At 28.5% G+C, this 17,858-nt stretch carries 13 protein-coding genes; 6 read left to right on the top strand and 7 right to left on the bottom strand.

All coding sequences use genetic code 4. The features are described from left to right. Positions 1 to 10: 10 nt before the first annotated feature. Entirely contained in the window at positions 11 to 1,705 is a 1,695-nt protein-coding gene (locus tag ACWXVO_RS00240; RefSeq protein ID WP_456001726.1) for a hypothetical protein, read from the top strand. Between the two features lie 116 nt (positions 1,706 to 1,821). Here the strand turns inward: ACWXVO_RS00240 and ACWXVO_RS00235 are convergent, their stop codons facing one another. From ACWXVO_RS00235 to ACWXVO_RS00215, 5 genes are all read right to left on the bottom strand, one after another. Continuing rightward, on the bottom strand, positions 1,822 to 2,634 hold the full coding sequence (locus tag ACWXVO_RS00235; RefSeq protein WP_438340529.1) for a Cof-type HAD-IIB family hydrolase: 813 nt from the start codon (positions 2,632 to 2,634) through the stop codon (positions 1,822 to 1,824). Between the two features lie 7 nt (positions 2,635 to 2,641). Beyond that, the gene (locus ACWXVO_RS00230) at positions 2,642 to 2,944 is read right to left on the bottom strand and encodes a thioredoxin family protein (protein WP_444704934.1); all 303 of its coding nucleotides are present in this window, start codon (positions 2,942 to 2,944) and stop codon (positions 2,642 to 2,644) included. 17 nt (positions 2,945 to 2,961) lie between these two features. Further along, entirely contained in the window at positions 2,962 to 4,395 is a 1,434-nt protein-coding gene (proS, locus tag ACWXVO_RS00225) for a proline--tRNA ligase (RefSeq protein WP_456001723.1), read from the bottom strand. A gap of 69 nt (positions 4,396 to 4,464) precedes the next feature. Then, positions 4,465 to 5,649, bottom strand: a complete 1,185-nt coding sequence (locus tag ACWXVO_RS00220) for a phosphopentomutase (protein WP_455965985.1) — start codon at positions 5,647 to 5,649, stop codon at positions 4,465 to 4,467. Positions 5,650 to 5,658: 9 nt separating this feature from the next. Then, entirely contained in the window at positions 5,659 to 7,122 is a 1,464-nt protein-coding gene (locus ACWXVO_RS00215; RefSeq protein ID WP_455965987.1) for a DUF1846 domain-containing protein, read from the bottom strand. Positions 7,123 to 8,073: 951 nt separating this feature from the next. Here ACWXVO_RS00215 and pyk point away from each other — a divergent pair. Continuing rightward, positions 8,074 to 9,495 (top strand): pyruvate kinase, encoded by a 1,422-nt coding sequence (gene pyk / locus ACWXVO_RS00210; protein WP_438340534.1) that lies wholly within the window; start codon positions 8,074 to 8,076, stop codon positions 9,493 to 9,495. Positions 9,496 to 9,565: 70 nt separating this feature from the next. Here pyk and ACWXVO_RS00205 read toward each other — a convergent pair whose 3' ends face one another. Continuing rightward, a complete protein-coding gene (locus tag ACWXVO_RS00205; protein ID WP_456001720.1) occupies positions 9,566 to 10,156 on the bottom strand; it encodes a hypothetical protein in 591 nt (196 codons plus the stop codon). An 87-nt stretch (positions 10,157 to 10,243) separates the two neighbouring features. After that, positions 10,244 to 11,509, bottom strand: coding sequence for a serine--tRNA ligase (serS, locus tag ACWXVO_RS00200; protein ID WP_456001717.1), 1,266 nt, complete (start codon positions 11,507 to 11,509; stop codon positions 10,244 to 10,246). 131 nt (positions 11,510 to 11,640) lie between these two features. Here serS and ACWXVO_RS00195 point away from each other — a divergent pair, with 131 nt between their 5' ends. The 4 genes from ACWXVO_RS00195 to ftsH are packed head-to-tail and all read left to right on the top strand — an operon-like array spanning position 11,641 to position 17,698. Continuing rightward, positions 11,641 to 13,917 (top strand): ATP-dependent DNA helicase, encoded by a 2,277-nt coding sequence (locus ACWXVO_RS00195; protein ID WP_456001714.1) that lies wholly within the window; start codon positions 11,641 to 11,643, stop codon positions 13,915 to 13,917. Positions 13,918 to 13,957: 40 nt separating this feature from the next. Further along, the gene (pth, locus tag ACWXVO_RS00190) at positions 13,958 to 14,512 is read left to right on the top strand and encodes an aminoacyl-tRNA hydrolase (protein ID WP_444704941.1); all 555 of its coding nucleotides are present in this window, start codon (positions 13,958 to 13,960) and stop codon (positions 14,510 to 14,512) included. Next, positions 14,502 to 15,443, top strand: coding sequence for a tRNA lysidine(34) synthetase TilS (gene tilS, locus ACWXVO_RS00185; RefSeq protein ID WP_456001711.1), 942 nt, complete (start codon positions 14,502 to 14,504; stop codon positions 15,441 to 15,443). The genes pth and tilS overlap by 11 nt, the downstream gene beginning before the upstream one ends. A 59-nt stretch (positions 15,444 to 15,502) precedes the next feature. After that, positions 15,503 to 17,698, top strand: coding sequence for an ATP-dependent zinc metalloprotease FtsH (ftsH, locus tag ACWXVO_RS00180; RefSeq protein WP_444704943.1), 2,196 nt, complete (start codon positions 15,503 to 15,505; stop codon positions 17,696 to 17,698). Positions 17,699 to 17,858 lie beyond the last annotated feature (160 nt).

Genomic DNA, 17,858 nt, shown 5'->3' with positions numbered 1-17,858 from the left:
GAGAATATATATGCAAGATGGAAATGTTTCGCAAGAAGAAAGAAAAAATAGAAAAAGGAAAGCATTAGCTATTGCACTTCCGCTTATTTTTGGAACGGGCGTTGTTGTTGGCGCTTTGCTAGGCGGAATTAGGATAGGTCAATCCTATCAAATGAAGAAAGAAACTGTGCTACCAGCGAAAGAAACTAAACCTTCAATGGATAGACAAAATAGTGTGGTTTTAAAAGAAGAAGTTCCATTTCAACCAGAATTATTTAAAGATTTAAAAGATAATACTAAGGTTTTAAAAATAACAAATAAGGATGAGTTAGAATATAACGAGATCAAGGTTGTTGATAAAAATTTCATTAAACAATTAAAAGATGAAAAATATATTATTAACGATCCTAGTGCTGAATTATACATTCTACTAAAATATAAGTACAAAGGCGAGGATAAACCAACCTTAAAATTTTTTGCTCTTAATTATGATGTTAAGGAACTTAATGAACAATATAATTACTTTAAAGAAAAATATAAAGATTACTACCAAAGTGACTATAGATTTAGCAAGTTTCTTAATGATAATTCAGAATTTAATGATGAAAAATTCAAAATCTCAGACGGCTATTATAAGGCAGAATACTTAAATAATATTTTTAAGAATAAAATACTGCCAATTTATCTAAAAGATGTTGAAGAAGTTAAAAAAGCGGGATTGAGACATTATTATAATACCGAAGCATTTATAGAAAGATATGAGCAAAGTGTCAGACAACAAATCAGCCAGCATTATTATAATCCATATGACCCGTCCCCACTTTATCCTAACGAACTTAAAAATGTTTTTGTTTTTAATGATAAATTAAAAAAAGTTCTAGAAAAGGATTATAACGACAAAGGACTTTATTGAAATTATGAAAAATTTATTATTAATAGACAATTAGTCAAAAATCTTGATACACCTTTATTAAAAAGATTTTTAACACTTTTATATACCTATTTTAATAGAAACAATTATGTTTATAACTTTACTAATCCTTTAACTTCTCAAGAAAATATTGAAGAAAAATATCAAAAACTTTATACACCACAAACAACGTTTTTTGATGAACTAAAAAAAGCGTTTTTAGATTTACAACTAGAGTTAAGAATACAAAGATATGGTTTATATGATGATAATTTAAATATTGATATGCCTAAATTGCAAAAATTTTATGATTTACATGATTTGTGATGGGAAAATAAGGAAACATTTAATAAACAATTGATTGACTTTTTATTATCTGCCAATAAATTAATAGACGTTTATAATGACAAGGTTCAAAACGGTAGCCTTGGTAAAGAATATTATGAAAAGTTTTTATTATATCCAATCGAAAAAAATTCACATTATGATGTTGTTAATATTTTATTAGATAAATTCCTTTCGACTGATGCTAATTATCAAACCGTAAAAACTAGAATTGATTTGCTTGGAAAAATTGATGAATTAGTGAATAATTTTAAAAATGATTTGGCTAATGCATTTAAGGATTTAAATATTGAAACTAAAACAAAAGAAATAACAAATTATTATCTTCAAACATTTATAAAAGATATCGATACAGATAAAACTCTTCTTGAATCACAAAACAGTCTTGAAATTTATTTTGAAGATAAAATTTTAGATTTAACAAATCATTACAATTTAGATTTTGAGGATTTTATTAAAAATATTGCTTAAAATTATGGGATTTAATATTACCATTGTATTAGTTTGCTAGAAACAATCAAAAAAATAAGGTACAACCCATTAAAAAAGGTTGTGCCTTATTTTTGTTTTTATTAATAAATATAAAATTAGTTATTATTACCTTCGATCTTTTTTACAGCCTTAGCAACCCCAGATTTTTTATAAGAGCCAGCTACTCATTTGGCTTGAATTTTAATGTTTTTTAACGCATTATTCATAGCGATAAATGCCCCTACATAAGGGATTGTTGAAGTGTCATTACCCGAGTCTCCAAAATGTACAGTTTCAATTGGATTAATATCAAGAAGTCTGCAGACATAATCTATTGCTTTTCCTTTTCCTGCGTTTATGTCATTAATTTCAATCGCATAACCCTTTGAAACAATATGAAGTGAAAGGTTTCTGAATTTCTTGGCCAATTCTTCAGCTAACATTCTTATATATTTTTTGCTTCCGCCAAAGGTAATGATTTTTGTGGCATTAGTAATATGAGGAATATCATCATAAGTTTTTTGAATTAAATTTTTAATTCAAGGTCTGAATAACTTTAGTTTAGAGGATGTACCGTAGATTGTGTTACCACTATTGAAAATGAAAAATAATTTTTTTTCTTTTAGAATTTCAACAATAGACATTACAGTGTCTTTTTGAATTTCGTTTTTTAATATGGTTTCACCATTTGAATCAACAATCAAACCACCATTTTGACATATTACATATGGCGAATTTGTTTGTTTAGCTAAATTAAGAACAAAATCTGATGCGTAACGTCCAGTGGCAATGATGAAAGGTATTCCCGAGTCGTTTTTGCTTTTAACTATTTCAAAATTTTCTTTACTTAGTCCTTCTTTTGTTTTAGGTAAATCTAATAATGTACCATCTAAGTCTGTAAAATAGGCTTTTGGTTTAAAATTAATCATATTTTATTTAGTTGTTAAATTTTTTAATTAATTCTTCAGCAGGCATATATCCTTGTGAAGTATTAATTAATTTTCCATCAACATAGAAGAACAATGAAGGTATGCTTGATACGTTCATTTCACGTGCAAAATCACGATTTTGATCAATATCAAAGTCAAAAACATTAATTCCTTCATTTTCTGTGCCTAAACGTTGGATTTCTGGGCCTATCATTTGGCATGGTGGACATCAAACCGCTCTAAAAGCCAAAACCGCTTTGCCTGTCAAGTGATCGTCGTTTAATTCGTTTTGTAGTAATTTCTTGTACATATTTAATCTCCGTTCATTTAGTATGCTCTAGCAAAAATAACAACTTTATCAGTTTTTTTGTTTGTATAGAAACAATTTTCATACTCTGGCAATATATTGACATTAAAAGGTATGCACCGTGTTGAAGCTCCGGTTTCTTCCTTGATTTTATCTTCATCATCGCCGTTGCCATTAAATTTAGTTATAACTCAATACCCATCTTCAATCAGTTTCTTGAATTCTGTATAGTTTGAAGCTATTCTTATATTGTTAGTTAATCTCTTTTTTGCTTCACTTAATAGGTTATTTTGTATATCTACCAATAACATTTGAGTTTTATTTATTGCCTCATCAATAAAGACACTGATCTTTTCGAGTGTATCTCTTCTGACAAGTGTAACCTTATTTTCATTTAGATCTCGAGGACCTATTTCAATTCTTAAAGGTGTACCATGAATTTCGGAATTGGCAGCCTTATACCCTGCACTTTTATTAGTTTTATCTATTTTTGATTCTATATTTAATTCATTTAGTTTTTCATGAATTTGTTCAGCAACATGTGCCACTCTTGGATCTTTCGAGGCAAATAATTCAAGAATGTCGACTTTTATTTGAGCAATTTTAGGTGGAATAATAATTCCTCTATCATCGCCATGAGTCATTATTAACGCGCCTAGCAATCTTGTCGAAACACCTCATGATGTTCCATAAGCATTTTCGAGTTTGTTTTCCTTATTTTTGAATGTGATATCAAATGCTTTTGTGAAATTTTGGCCCAAATAATGACTTGTTCCAGCTTGCAATGCTTTGCCATCCTTCATCATTGCTTCAACAGTAAAAGTATAATTGGCGCCGGCAAATTTCTCGTGCTCGGTTTTTTGCCCCTTAACAACAGGTATTGCTAGATATTCTTCAATAAAGTTGGTGTATACATCTAACATTTTCTTAGTTAGTTCCTGTGCTTCTTGTGAATTAGAGTGTAGTGTATGACCTTCCTGTCATAAAAATTCTCTTGTTCTCAAAAAAGGATTTGTTGTTTTTTCCCATCTAAGGACATTGACTCATTGATTGTAAATTAAAGGTAAATCATTGTATGATTCAACCTCGTTTTTAAAGAAATCGCCGAATAAAACTTCACTTGTTGGTCTTATATAGAATTTTTCATTAAGTTTCTTTCCACCAACTTCAGTGATTGTTGCTAATTCTGGATTGAAACCTGCAATATGATTTTTTTCCTTCGCTAATAAACTTTCTGGAATCAAAAGAGGTAGGTTGACATTTTGAACACCTAAGGTCTTAAATTTTTTGTCAAGGATAAGGCGAATATTATCTCAAATTCCAAATGATAATGGTTTGAATATAATCGAACCTTTCGAAGAGCCATAAGCCATTAAGTCGCCATTTTGTATGACATCGGTATATCACTTTGCAAAATTCTCTTTTTGAGTTGTAATTTTTTCTAGTTTTTTCACAATTTATAATTTTATAGTTTTTTTTGTTTTTGTATTTTTATTTATAAATAAAAACAGCCAGATAAGCTGTTATATTAAATCATCAAAAATATCATCGCCGGTTGCTACAGTAGGAATATCAAAGTTTCTAGCAACAATATTACCAGCTGTTCCTAATCCTTTTAGCGACCCTAAAACTTTCGGATGCATGAATGATTTTGAATAAACTGTTAAAGGTAGAGCTTCTCTAGTATGGTCTGGTCCAAAGGTTGGGTCATTACCATGATCAGAAGTCATAATTAATAAGTCATCTTTTTTCATAGCATTAATTAGTTTTGCTAGTTTAATATCTAATCTTGAAACATTTTGACTATATCCAATCGGATCTTCTCGGTGCCCATAGTGGCTATCAAATTGGACTAAGTTCACAAATATAAATTGATTCTTTGATGAAGATGCAGCGATATTGATAGCAATGTCCATATTTTCATCATCAGAAGCAGGACCGTACACTTTATCAATACCAACACCACTAAAAATGTCGTTAATTTTTCCGATTGCAATAACCTCAATGCCCTTTTTTTGTAAGTCCTCAAGAATAATGTGCCCTGTTGGTTTGTTTGCAAAGTCGTGTCTGTTGAATGTTCTTGTAAATTTTCCGTTTTCATAAACGAAGGGTCTCGATATAACTCTTGCTACATTCCATTCTGGTTTTGAGGAACAAATTTTTCTTGCTCTTTTTGCATATTCGGTAAGTTTTTCAACACCCAATGTTTTTTCATCACCAATAATTTGCAAAGTCGAGTCAGGAGAAGTATAAATAATCATATCTCCTTTTTCCATATGTTGATGACCAAGTTCAGCTAAAATAACTGTACCAGAAGCGTTTCTATTACCAATAATTTTTCTTCCATCAAATGCTTTTGATAGTTCAGCTACCAAATCATCAGGGAAGCCTTTTTGAGTAAATTGAGGGTTTGGAACTTCTGTATAAATTCCCATCATTTCTCAGTGCCCGGTTAGAGTATCTTTTCCATTTGATATTTCATGTATTTTTGCAACATATGCAAGCGGTTTTTTTACTTTTTGATTATGTCCTGCAATTTTGGCTACTTCGGTAACACCTAATGATTTTCATGTTGGAATTTCTAGTGGTAAGGCTTCAGAGGCATGCAATAAGCTATTTGCACCTTTGTCACCAAATTCTTCTTGACGAGGCTCAGGTCCAATTCCTAAACCATCTGTTACAATAAAAAATATACGATTAAATTTCATAATTTCTCCTTAATGTTTTATTACTTCAACTTGTTCGGTTAAATATATATCCATACTTTTTAAAATTTCTTTATCAGATTCGCTTGATATTGTGGTCCTATGTAAATATAAACCAGCAAGTTTATTAATTTGATCATATGCTTTTTTAGCTATTTTAGATGTTAGCGCACTAATTGAAAGGGCCATAAGTGTTTCTTTAACATCAAGTGATAGATGATTGTAATGTAAGTTTTGTTTTAAATCCTTAACTAATTCTATGACATCAGGATTTAGAACGTCAATTGTTGAATCAATTTTTGCAAAGTACTTTAAGGCATTTAGAACTACAGCACTATTAGAATTTAATAACTTAGATTCTTTCCCTAACAAAACATGACCAGAATTTATTTCAATAGCTGAGCAAACTACATTATTTTTATTGGTATATTCATTTGCAAATTTTATTGATCCTATGATATTAGGGTCAATATTATTATTCTTGATTATTTTATTTAATCTATTTAGATAGACTTTTGGACATTTATCTTGTTGGTAATTTACTTTGGTTTGATAATACCTACATACTATTTCTTTTTGAGAGGCTATGGTAACTGCTTGATCGTTGGTAATACAAAATCCTGCCATATTAACACCCATATCTGTTGGCGATTTGTACAGTGATGTATTGTATATTTTTGTTAATAAATTATTTAATATTGGAAATGCTTCAAGATCTCGATTGTAATTTGTCGCCTTGATTTTATATGCGTTCCAATGAAATGAGTCGACCATATTTATATCATTTAAATCTACTGTAGCTGCTTCATATGCTAGGTTGGTAGGATGATTTACTTGTAGATTTCAAATGGGAAAAGTTTCAAACTTAGCATAGCCAGATTTTATATTATTCTTATTGTCGTGATATAGTTGTGAAAGTATTGCACTTAATTTCCCAGATCCTGGTCCTGGAGCCGTTACGACAATGATTCTTTTTTTAGTAATAGCGTAATCATTTTTGCCAAAACCGCTTTCAGATACAATATGTTCAATGTCGTGGGGGTAGTTTTTTATATGATATTGCTTAACAACATTAATCCTTCGTTTAGTTAGCCTATGAATAAAGGACTTGATTTGAATAGAATCTTCATATTGTGTTATTACAACATTTTTAACCTCAAGGTCATATTTTTTAAATTTATTAATAATTCTAAAAATATCCTCTTCATATGTAATATTAATGTCAGACCTTATTTTTCTGTTTTTTATATCCTGGGCAGCAATTACTAACATTATTTCAACTTCGTCTTTAAGTTTTAACAGCATTTGTAATTTTGCATCATGTTTAAATCCTGGCAAAACTCTTGTGGCATGAAAGTCATTGAATAGTTTTCCACCAAATTCAACATATAATTTATTGCCAAACTTATCAATTCTCTTCCTAATTTCATCAGATTGAAGATTAATATATTTGTTATTATCAAAACCAATTTCCATAAATTTTTCCTAAAATATAAATTTATTTTAATTCTTAAATAATTTTATAACAATTTAATATTATGATATTAAGAAATTACAAATAGTCATCTTTTAAAAGGAAAACAACGCAGCGCTTCATAAACTATATAATGATAATTAGTTTTTAAAGTTTAGATGAGTTTTTAAAAATTATGATTACAAAAAATTAATAAAGGGGAATTTTGACAATTAAATTGCTTCTTTACATTGAACTATGTCATATAAAAATGATTTATATTTTGCAATTAACCGTTTTGAATGCTCATTTTTAATTGCATTATCAAAGGCACCAAGACTATAAATCCTCATACATTTTTGATTTTTGGGTAGTAAATAAACTTTTAAAAGAATACTACATCATCAATGAAATTACTAACATCAAATGATAGACGTTACTATTTATAGTGCAAAAAATTTTTGATGCTTCTTAAAGAAAGATTTATTTATTTTAATTTTTAAATAATATAAAGTAAAAAAGAACCTAATATGTTATTACTAATTTTTTAAATTTCGCTTTTTTAAATATTTTTTTAAACTATGGTTGTATTTATAAAATTAAAATATATTGTTTTTTAGTGCAATTTTTATTGTCAAAATATGTTTTTGGCAAAGAAAGATTCTTTAGGTATAGAAACAAAATTGATTTTAGCATATAAGTTTTTGGTGTTTTAAAAAGTTAATAATTGAATCTTATTTGTTTGTTCCCATCTTTGTGTAGATTTTTATCTACCTTGTATATTTTGTCCCTTAAAATTAGTAGAAAAATAATTTTTTATCTTGCTAATTTATTATTGCAGTCAAATCTTAACTAATGTAAAATTAAAAAATCTTTAAAGGAAAGTAATTTTGGTATTTTTATCATTATTTAAAAAAACAAGTTTTAAATAAAGAGTAAAATTTTATTATATAAAAAATTTCGAAAGGCATAACATGAAATTTAATGAACTAAGAACTAAGATAGTCGCTACAGTCGGACCTTCAAGTGAAAGTTATGAAACAATGAAAGCTTTAATTGAAGCTGGTGTTACAACCATTAGAGCAAATTTTTCACATGGCACAATTGACGATCATAAAAGAAAGTTTGACATTGCTAGACAAATATCAAAAGAAATAGATAGACCAATTTCATTGATGTTGGATACAAAGGGGCCAGAAATCAGAATTGGTAAGATGCAAGATGGCGTTTGCTTAATTCCTGCTAAACATAAATTAACTATTAGAACAGATAAAAAATCATATGAAAATTTAATTGGAGATGAGAATACTATTACCGTTTCATATCGTATGGACCTAGATGTTAATGAAGGCAATAAGGTATTGATTGATGATGGTAAATTGGTAACTATTGTTAAAGAAGTAAAACCTAATGAAGTTATTGTTGAAACTATAAATTCTCATAAATTAAAAACAAATAAAAGAGTTAATATTCCGGGCGTTAATTTCTCTCTACCATTTTTATCAGAAAAAGATATTAATGATATTATTTGAGGAACTCAATATAAAGTTGACTATATAGCAGCATCATTTGTTAATAATGCAGCACAGGTTAATCAAATAAGAAAAATTCTTGATGAGCATAACGGACAACATATTCAAATAATTTCAAAGATTGAATCTCAAATGGCAATTAACAATATTGACGAAATAATTAGAGCATCTGATGGAATTATGATTGCTAGAGGTGATTTAGGTTTAGAAATACCTTATTATGACGTTCCATATTGAGAAAAGAAAATTATTCGTGCAGCAAGAATTCAAGGAAAGAATGTTATCGTTGCAACACAAATGCTTGACTCAATGGAAAATAATCCTTTACCAACAAGAGCAGAAGTTACTGATGTTTATTACGCTGTTGAATTAGGTGCTGATGCAACTATGCTTTCTGGTGAATCCGCATCTGGAAAATATCCAGTTGAAGCTGTTAAAACAATGGCCAAAATAGCGAAGAGAGCTGAAAAAGAATATTTTACTGAATTATTCTATGAGAAACAAATTCAAAAGGTTGCTAATGATCAAAATTCAAGAATGCTAATTGCTTATGAAGTAGCATCAATATTGCAACCTGGCGATTATAAGTTTGCTATTGTTTTATCACATAGTGGTAAATTATTAAAAGAGGTAGCTAAGTATCGTCCTAACGCTCATATTATTGGTGTTGTAAGTGACGACAAACTTGTATGGAGTTATGGAGTAACTGCAGGCGTATTTTGTGAAAAGCATTCAGAAGCTGTAAGATCTTTAATAAAATATAATCACGATGCTGGACGTCAAGTTTTAGAGGAATATGGTGCTAAAAAAGGTGATAAATTTATTGTTGTGGATAGTTTAAATATTACTTCACATGAGTTCTAAGAGTTATTTTTATTAATAAAAAAACCGCAACGTTAGGCATGCGGTTTTAATTTAAACAATTTTAATCTATTTATTTAGATCATATTTTTTTGTCGAGTTTATATGTATTTCTCAACTTTTTTAGTTGCTTAGAAATTTCTTGATTTATGATGTATGAAAAAGGGTTAAATGTAATTCTTTCATTTGTTTCAAAATATTTATCTAAAAAACCAAATGTTGTTTCACCATACATTGAGTATAGAATTTCGCCTATTTTGGTGTCTAGCCAAATATATTTATTAGCAAGAATTTTTCTATCCAAAAAAAGAATCATATTTGGCAATTTGTCAAGAATTTCTAAGGTAGTTAAACTATATAATTTTTCTTCTGATTTTGACTTTGTTAGGAAGAAATCTCTTTTTATTGAGTCAATAATTTTATGTTTACTAAGATAGTAGTAATAACAGAAAAATGTGTGGCCTCATTCTTGGTTATATTCTTCTTCCCCGTCATATAGTTTGCAAAAATCATCATGTTGTTTCTTACTTATTTCCTCAATCGAGAAAATTTTAGTGAAATCTTCATAGGAATTTAACGGCTCATTAAGTTTTTTTAACAAATTTTTTGATTCCTCATATAACACATTTTCATTTTGAATATTTTCGTTTTTCTCTGGTTGCATATTTATTCTTCCCCATTTTTAGGATAATAAAGAATTTATAATTTGATTTCTTAATAACATTTAGTTGTTAAAAATATTAAACGTTATTTATCTTATTATTTCTTTATTCATATATGGAACTAAAACTTTTGGAACAGTTATCGAACCGTCTTCATTTTGATAATTTTCTAAGATAGCAGCAACAACTCTATCAATGGCCAAACCAGAACCGTTTATTGTGTATGCATATTTAGTTTTTCCCTCTTTAGTTCTATATCTAATTTTTGCTCTAATTGCTTGAAAATCCTTATAAATTGAAATTGAACTAGTTTCGCGATATCTCTGCTCAGAAGGAATTCACAACTCAAGGTCAATTGTTTTAGCTGACCCAAATCCCGTATCACCCGTTGATAATATAAGCTCTCTAAAAGGTATTTCTAGTAATTCTAAAATGCTTTTTGCATCATTGACCGTTTTTTGTCATTCCAATAAGCCATCTTCTTGTTTAACGAATTTAACTAGTTCAACTTTGTGAAATTCGTGTTGTCTAATTAAGCCTTTTGTATCTTTACCACCACTCCCAGCTTCAGATCTAAAGCATTTAGTATATGCGACATATTTGATAGGATTTTCAAGATTTAATATTTCATCGTAATGCAAATTGGTGACTGGAACCTCGGCAGTTGGTATCAGTCATAAGTCACTATTTTCGACCTTAAAAAGATCTTCGCCAAATTTTGGGAGTTGTCCTGTGCCATAAAGCATATTTGAATTAACTAGGTGCATTGGCATAATTTCTTTATATCCATTTTTTATATGTGTATCTAACATGAAATTTTCAAGCGCCCTAATTAATCTAGCCCCATCGTTTTTATAAAGTGCAAAGCGTGATTTTGAAAGTTTAACGGCTCTTTGGAAATCCACAATATCAAGCTTAGTTGCGATTTCATAATGCGGCAAGACATTTTTAACTAATCCACGTCCAAGGTTAGCATATTCGCCAATGCAAACATTATCCTCATCGCTTAATCCTATTGGTACGTCATCATACGGGATATTAGGTATTTGTAATAATAACTTATTTACTTCTTTGACAATTTGACTTGTTTCAGATTCGATTGATTCAATTTGTTTTTTGGCTTCATTTACTTCTAGCATTAGCAAGTTATAATCTTGGTTATTTCTTTTTTTGATTCCTATTTCTTCGCTTAGTTTATTTCTTTTGGCCTGAAGACCTTCTAAATTATGAATCAATGAATTTCTTTTGTCACCAAGTTCATAAATTTTATCAAGTGCTAAATGGTCAAAATTTCTGTTAGCAAGTTTTTTAATTACTTCTTCCTTATTTTTTAAAAGATATTTTAGATCAATCATATTTTAAACTCCCTGAATTAAACTATCAATAATTTTATACTTTTTTAATAAAGTATGGTTGTTATTAACTTTAATTTGCATATCCTTAAATAGGTCATAAAAAAGTATGATTGTGCTACAATTAAAAAGATATGCTTAAACAGAATTTTATAGTAACTGGAACATTTGAAAAAGTGTTATGGAGATCAAGAGATCAGCGTACAGCAATTGTGGCTTTTAAAGTTTTAGAAAATGATAAAAAAAATCCCATAATCTTAAATTCCTATAATTCAATAACCATAACTTTTTATGATCATTTATTTGATGAATTAAAAATTGAAATTCACGAAAAAAAATATGAAATAAGCGTAATTAAAAATAACCTTTCAAAATATAATGATAGTTATTTGATCGATTCCCAAATCCCTTTTAAAAAAGTTACGTCTGAGCTTCTAATTGAGGAAAAAAATGAATATTTAAGTCAAGTTTTTAAATTAGAGCTATTTAATGAATTAAAAAATGTTAAGTTTAATACATTAATAAGAGATTTAGGAGAAGATGTTTTTCAAAAAATTTATGACGATAAAAAGCTTTATGGCCAAACATTTGGTATTACGGCGGAAGATTGAAAAAGACTTGTGGAAATAATAAAAAATAACTTTCAATATTTAATTGATATATCACACCTTTTTAAGATTAATGTTTCAAAGGCAACAAGCAGGTTAATTTTAAAGAAATTTAGTAGCCTTAAAAGTTTTTTAGATGAGTATTTTGATAATTTATACGATTTTTATTTTGACCTTGAAGAATATGAAAATATTAAGATATCTGATATTGATAAGATTGCAATTGAATTTAATCCTACATCGCTAGTTCAAAAAAATGCAACTTATTTATATGCATTTGTAGAAGAATATTTTTTTAATTCTGGTAATACGCGAATTAAAGTAGACAAATTTTATAAAACCCTATGTAATATTTTTAATAATGAAATTTTTAATAGTATTAAGAAACATTTTGATGAGACAGTTGCCCAATTATTAGAAAAAAGATTGCTTATTTCTTTAAAATACATTGATGGTGAGTACTATACTACTCGCGATACAATCTATAAAGAAGAATATGTTGTAAAGCGTCTTTCATATATATTAAAGAAATCAAATTACGAAGAGCCTAATATTTTAAATATTCCATCGATTTTTGATGCACAACAAGTCACAGCTATTAGATCAGCTTTAACTGAGAATTTAGTATTAATTACTGGCAATCCTGGGACTGGTAAAACATTAATAACTAATGAAATTATTGACCAATTAGCTAAAAAATATGATCATAACGATATAGCAATTTTAACTCCGACTGGTCGAGCAACAATTAATATTAATATAAAGCAAGAAAATATGAAGGCCCAAACTATTCATAGTTTTTTGCGTTGAGATCAAGAAAGTAACAGATTTTTTACTAATGAAGATTCAACCTCTGATATTAGTATTTTAATTATTGATGAGTTTTCAATGGTGTCATTGGATTTATTTTATAATCTTTTAAAAGGTATATCAAAATATACATTAACTAAAATTATCTTAGTTGGTGACAAGGATCAATTGCCGGCCATTGGCAGTGGGTACTTAATTAAAGATTTTATTGAGAATAATATTTTTAAAACTATTATTTTAACTAATATATATCGTCAATCTGGAAACTTTGATATTGTTAAAGATGCTTTAAAAATAAATGAAGGGGTATTTCCGGATTTTGAATCAAAAAATTCTGAATTTTATCCAACAAATCGCCTTGAACTTAAAAATAAATTAATTAAGAAGATTGAAGAATTATTAGCTCAAGGCTATACAAAAAAAGACATAGCTATTCTTAGCCCAATATATCGTTATGAAACTGGTATTGATGAAGTTAATGAGGCTCTTATTAGTTATTTTAGAAATAAAGAAAAACCTGAAGTCGCTAAATATCGTGAAAGAACATTAGCAATTAATGATAAAATTATCAACCTAGTTAATGATTCTAAATTGAAAGTTTTTAATGGTGAAATAGGTTATATTTCGAAATTTATATATGCTAAATCAACAACAAAAAAGGAACCTATTTTATCACACATTTCCATTGAATTTGATAGTGATGACAAAGTGGTTACCTTACCAAGATCCTATTTCTTTGAAAATACCTATTCAGCCTATTGTACAAGTGTTCACAAATATCAAGGTAGTGAGTGCAAGGCCGTAATTGTAATTTTATTCTCAGAAGCCAAAAAATTATTAAGTAAAAAATTAATATATACAGCAATAACAAGAGCAAAGCAATATAGTGTTATTATAGGCGAAAAAAGTGCGCTAGAATTTGGTATTGCAAATGATGATGATTCCAAAAGAATTACTAATATTCAATATCTATGAATGAAAAATCATAAATAACAAATATTTTGTTTTAATTTTTAATTATTAAGGAGAAATTATGAAATTAATTGTTGGATTGGGAAACCCAGGTGTTGAGTACGAGAGAACAAGACATAATGTAGGTTTCATGGTTATTGACAAACTTGCCGAGAAATTAGAATGTCCCCTAAAGGAAAAAAAGTTTAATGGAATTTTTTATAAGGATAGTGAAATAATTTTAGCTAAACCCTTGACATATATGAATAATAGTGGCGAATTTATTAAAGCAATTTGCGATTATTTTGAAATAATGATCGACGATATCATTGTCGTTTATGATGATATGGATACCGAACTTGGCAAAGTTACTATTAGACAATCAGGCTCTTCAGGAGGCCATAATGGCATTAAGAGCATTATAAACCATCTAGGCACCCAAGATTTTAAACGTTTAAAAGTGGGGATTGGTAGAAAGGAAAACGCTATTAACTTTGTTTTAGGAAAATTTAGTTATAGTGATTCATTGGTAATTGAAAAAGTTATTGATGCAGCATCTGATGCCTTAATTCAATTTATTAGTAATGATATTCGTTATGTTATGAATAACTATTCAGGTAAAATTTATGGAAAATAAGTTAATTGAATTAAGACAAAAATTTTTTAATGAATTTATTAATAACCTTGTTTCATTGGATGAAACCTTTATCCTTGGCATTAGTGGTGGACCCGATTCAATGTGGCTGCTCAATCTTATGAAAAATCAAAAAATTATTGTTGCTTGTGTTAATTATAATAAGCGTGAGGACTCGTGAAAAGATGAAAAAATAGTTCGAGATTTTTGCTATAAAAATAACATAGTATGCGAAATTTTTTCAATAGAAAAATCAAATGATCATGCTGGTAATTTTCAAAAAATAGCACGTGATCAAAGATATACATTTTATAAAAAAATTTATGATAAATATAAGGCTAATTATTTAGTTCTTGCGCATCACAAGGATGATTGTCTTGAAACATTCTTATTTCAGAAGCAAACTTTTAGACACCCCAAACAATATGGAATAATGCCATTAAATAAAATTAATAACATGAATATTTTTAGACCGATGATTAATTTGTGATATAAAGATGAAATTTTAGCATTCTGTAATCAATTTGCGATTCCATATGCTATTGATTATACAAATAATTTGCCTATATATACTAGAAATAAAATTAGAATTGGTCTAAAAAAATGTTCTTCTTTACAAAAAGATGAATTATTTTTAAAATTAAAATTCTTGAATAAAGAATTAGAAAAAAAACAAAATCTTGTAAATAATGAATTTAAAAAGTTTAGGGAATCTAATTACAATTATAAAATTCTAAACTTTGATCATTGTTATATTAATGAAATTTTATTTGAATATTTGCACGCTAATGTTAAGGATATTAAAATATCATTAAATAAATTAAATTCATTTAAAAAGTTTATTATGTCCCAAAAAAATTTTAAAGGTTTTAAAATTAATGATGAAGTAATTATCTATAAGAAGCAAGCGTCTCTAAAAATTTGTAAAAATTAATTTTTATTTTATAATTTTGCTAATAAATTATATTAAATTACTATAGAAAGGAGTTTTATATGGGAAATAAAAATAACTCTCCACAACCGAAAGAAAAGAAAAAAATTGGATTATTTGGAATAGTTGGGATTTTTATTGCTATTGTTGCCTTTATAGTTCTTGTTTTAATTGCAGTTGATCAAATTCGTGCTGCTTCAATCAAATACGAGAATCTAGGTTTTTTAGAAAAAGTCGTAAGAGAAACAGCAAAAAGTCAAACTGATGGTCTTTATGTTTCACAATGATTAGAAAATACTTATTCTGATACTTTAAATATTACAGTTAATGGAACCCAGAATGAATTGCAATTTTTGCTTGGTCGAAAATTTTATCCCTTTTCATCTTATTCATTTACGATTAACTTAAGTGGATTATTAGAAAGGGAATTACCATCTTCATTAATTTCATGAACAAATACTAAAACATATTATGAAGCTCTTAGTGCCATAACTTCAACAAGTGGTGGTATTTCTGGCTCATTTAGTTCAGCACCAATTCCACAGGCTGGCATCTTCGAAAAATACATAAGTCCAGCAATTAATGTAATCTTCTTTGGAATTATTATTATTGCTATTGTATTTAGCTTAAAATCAATGTCAAGAAGAGGATTGGGCGGTGATTTTGGTATAGGCAATAAATCATTAGCACAAAGAGTATATTCAAATAAAAAATTCTCAGATATAGCAGGAAATGAGGAAGTTAAGGAAGAAGTTAAAGAATTAGTTGATTATTTAAAAAATCCTAATAAATATGATGCTGCGGGTGCCAGAATCCCTAAAGGTATTTTACTTGGAGGGCCTCCAGGAACTGGTAAAACCTTAATTGCAAAAGCTACAGCAGGGGAAGCTAATGTGCCTTTCTTCTTTATTTCTGCTTCAAATTTTGTGGAAATGTTTGTAGGTCTTGGAGCCAAACGTGTTAGAGATATGTTTGAAGAAGCAAGAAAACATGCACCTGCAATTATATTTATCGATGAATTGGATGCTGTAGGTAGATCGCGGGGCGCTGGAATTGGTGGCGGAAATGATGAGAGAGAACAAACTCTTAACCAATTGCTAGTAGAAATGGACGGCATTAAGGAAAATAGTGGAATTTTAATTATGGCAGCAACTAACAGAACAGATGTTCTTGATCCTGCCTTATTAAGACCTGGTCGTTTTGATAGAACTATTACCGTCGGACTTCCTGATATTAAAGAAAGAGAACAAATCCTAATATTACATGCGAGAGGAAAAAGAGTTGATCCTAAAATTAGTTTCTCACAATTGGCTAGAAGAACTCCTGGATTTTCGGGTGCACAACTCGAAAATGTAATTAATGAGGCTTCATTATTGAGTGTTAGAGAAAGAACTCTATTTATTACTTTAGAACAAATTGATGAAGCTATTGATAGAGTTATGTCGGGTCCTGCTAAGAAATCAAGAACAATTTCTGAAAAAGAAAATATAGCAGTTGCGTATCATGAAGCGGGTCATGCCGTTGTTGGGATTAAAATGAAAGGCGGCAATAAGGTACAAAAGATTACCATTATCCCTCGTGGTCAGGCAGGTGGATATAATTTAATGATGCCTGAGGAAGAAAAATACAATCGTTCAAAATCAGAGTTAATTGCTATTATTACTTCATTTATGGGTGGCCGTGTCGCCGAGGCAATTATTTATGGAAAGGAAAATGTGTCAACTGGTGCTAGTGATGATATTGCTAAGGCAACATCTATTGCACGTAGAATGGTTACTGAATGAGGTTTATCTGATTTAGGACCTATTAAGTATGAGGAAGATACATCAAATCCATTTTTAGGGCGTGATTATATGAAAAATGCTTCTTTTTCAAACAAGGTTGGCCAAGAAATTGATGAACAAATTCGCAAAATTATTCTTACAGCAGAACGCGAAGCACATAAAATTATTTCAGAGAATCGCGATTTATTAGAGTTAATTAAAGATGCTCTTATTATTAAAGAAACAATCGTTGCTGAGGAAATTGAATATATTGCTGAAAATATGAAATTACCAGAAGGGCTAAGCAAAACAAAAGAACAATTAAAAGTAGATTATTCAGAAGTTGATTTTAATAATTTATTTAATGAAGTTTCAGGAGCTAAAAAAATAACTGAGGATAAATATAAAAACGACTTAGCAAAGGAACTTGCAAAACATGATGTTCCATTGGATGATAATTTGTCTGGTAATGATGAAAATGATGATAATAATTAAAATTGAATAACTTTTTATTTAAAATCCCAATAGACAATAACATAGTGTCTTTTGGGATTTTAATTTAATAATTTGTCATATGTGTTATATTAAGTGTCTTTTTTAGCTTTAATTTGTTTATGTAATTGTTATATATTATAATTTAGTTAATTATAAATTA

Source organism: Mycoplasma sp. 1890 (assembly GCF_053851615.1).
The sequence above is the reverse complement of the archived record's forward strand: the minus strand, read 5'-3'. Positions and strand labels throughout refer to the sequence as shown.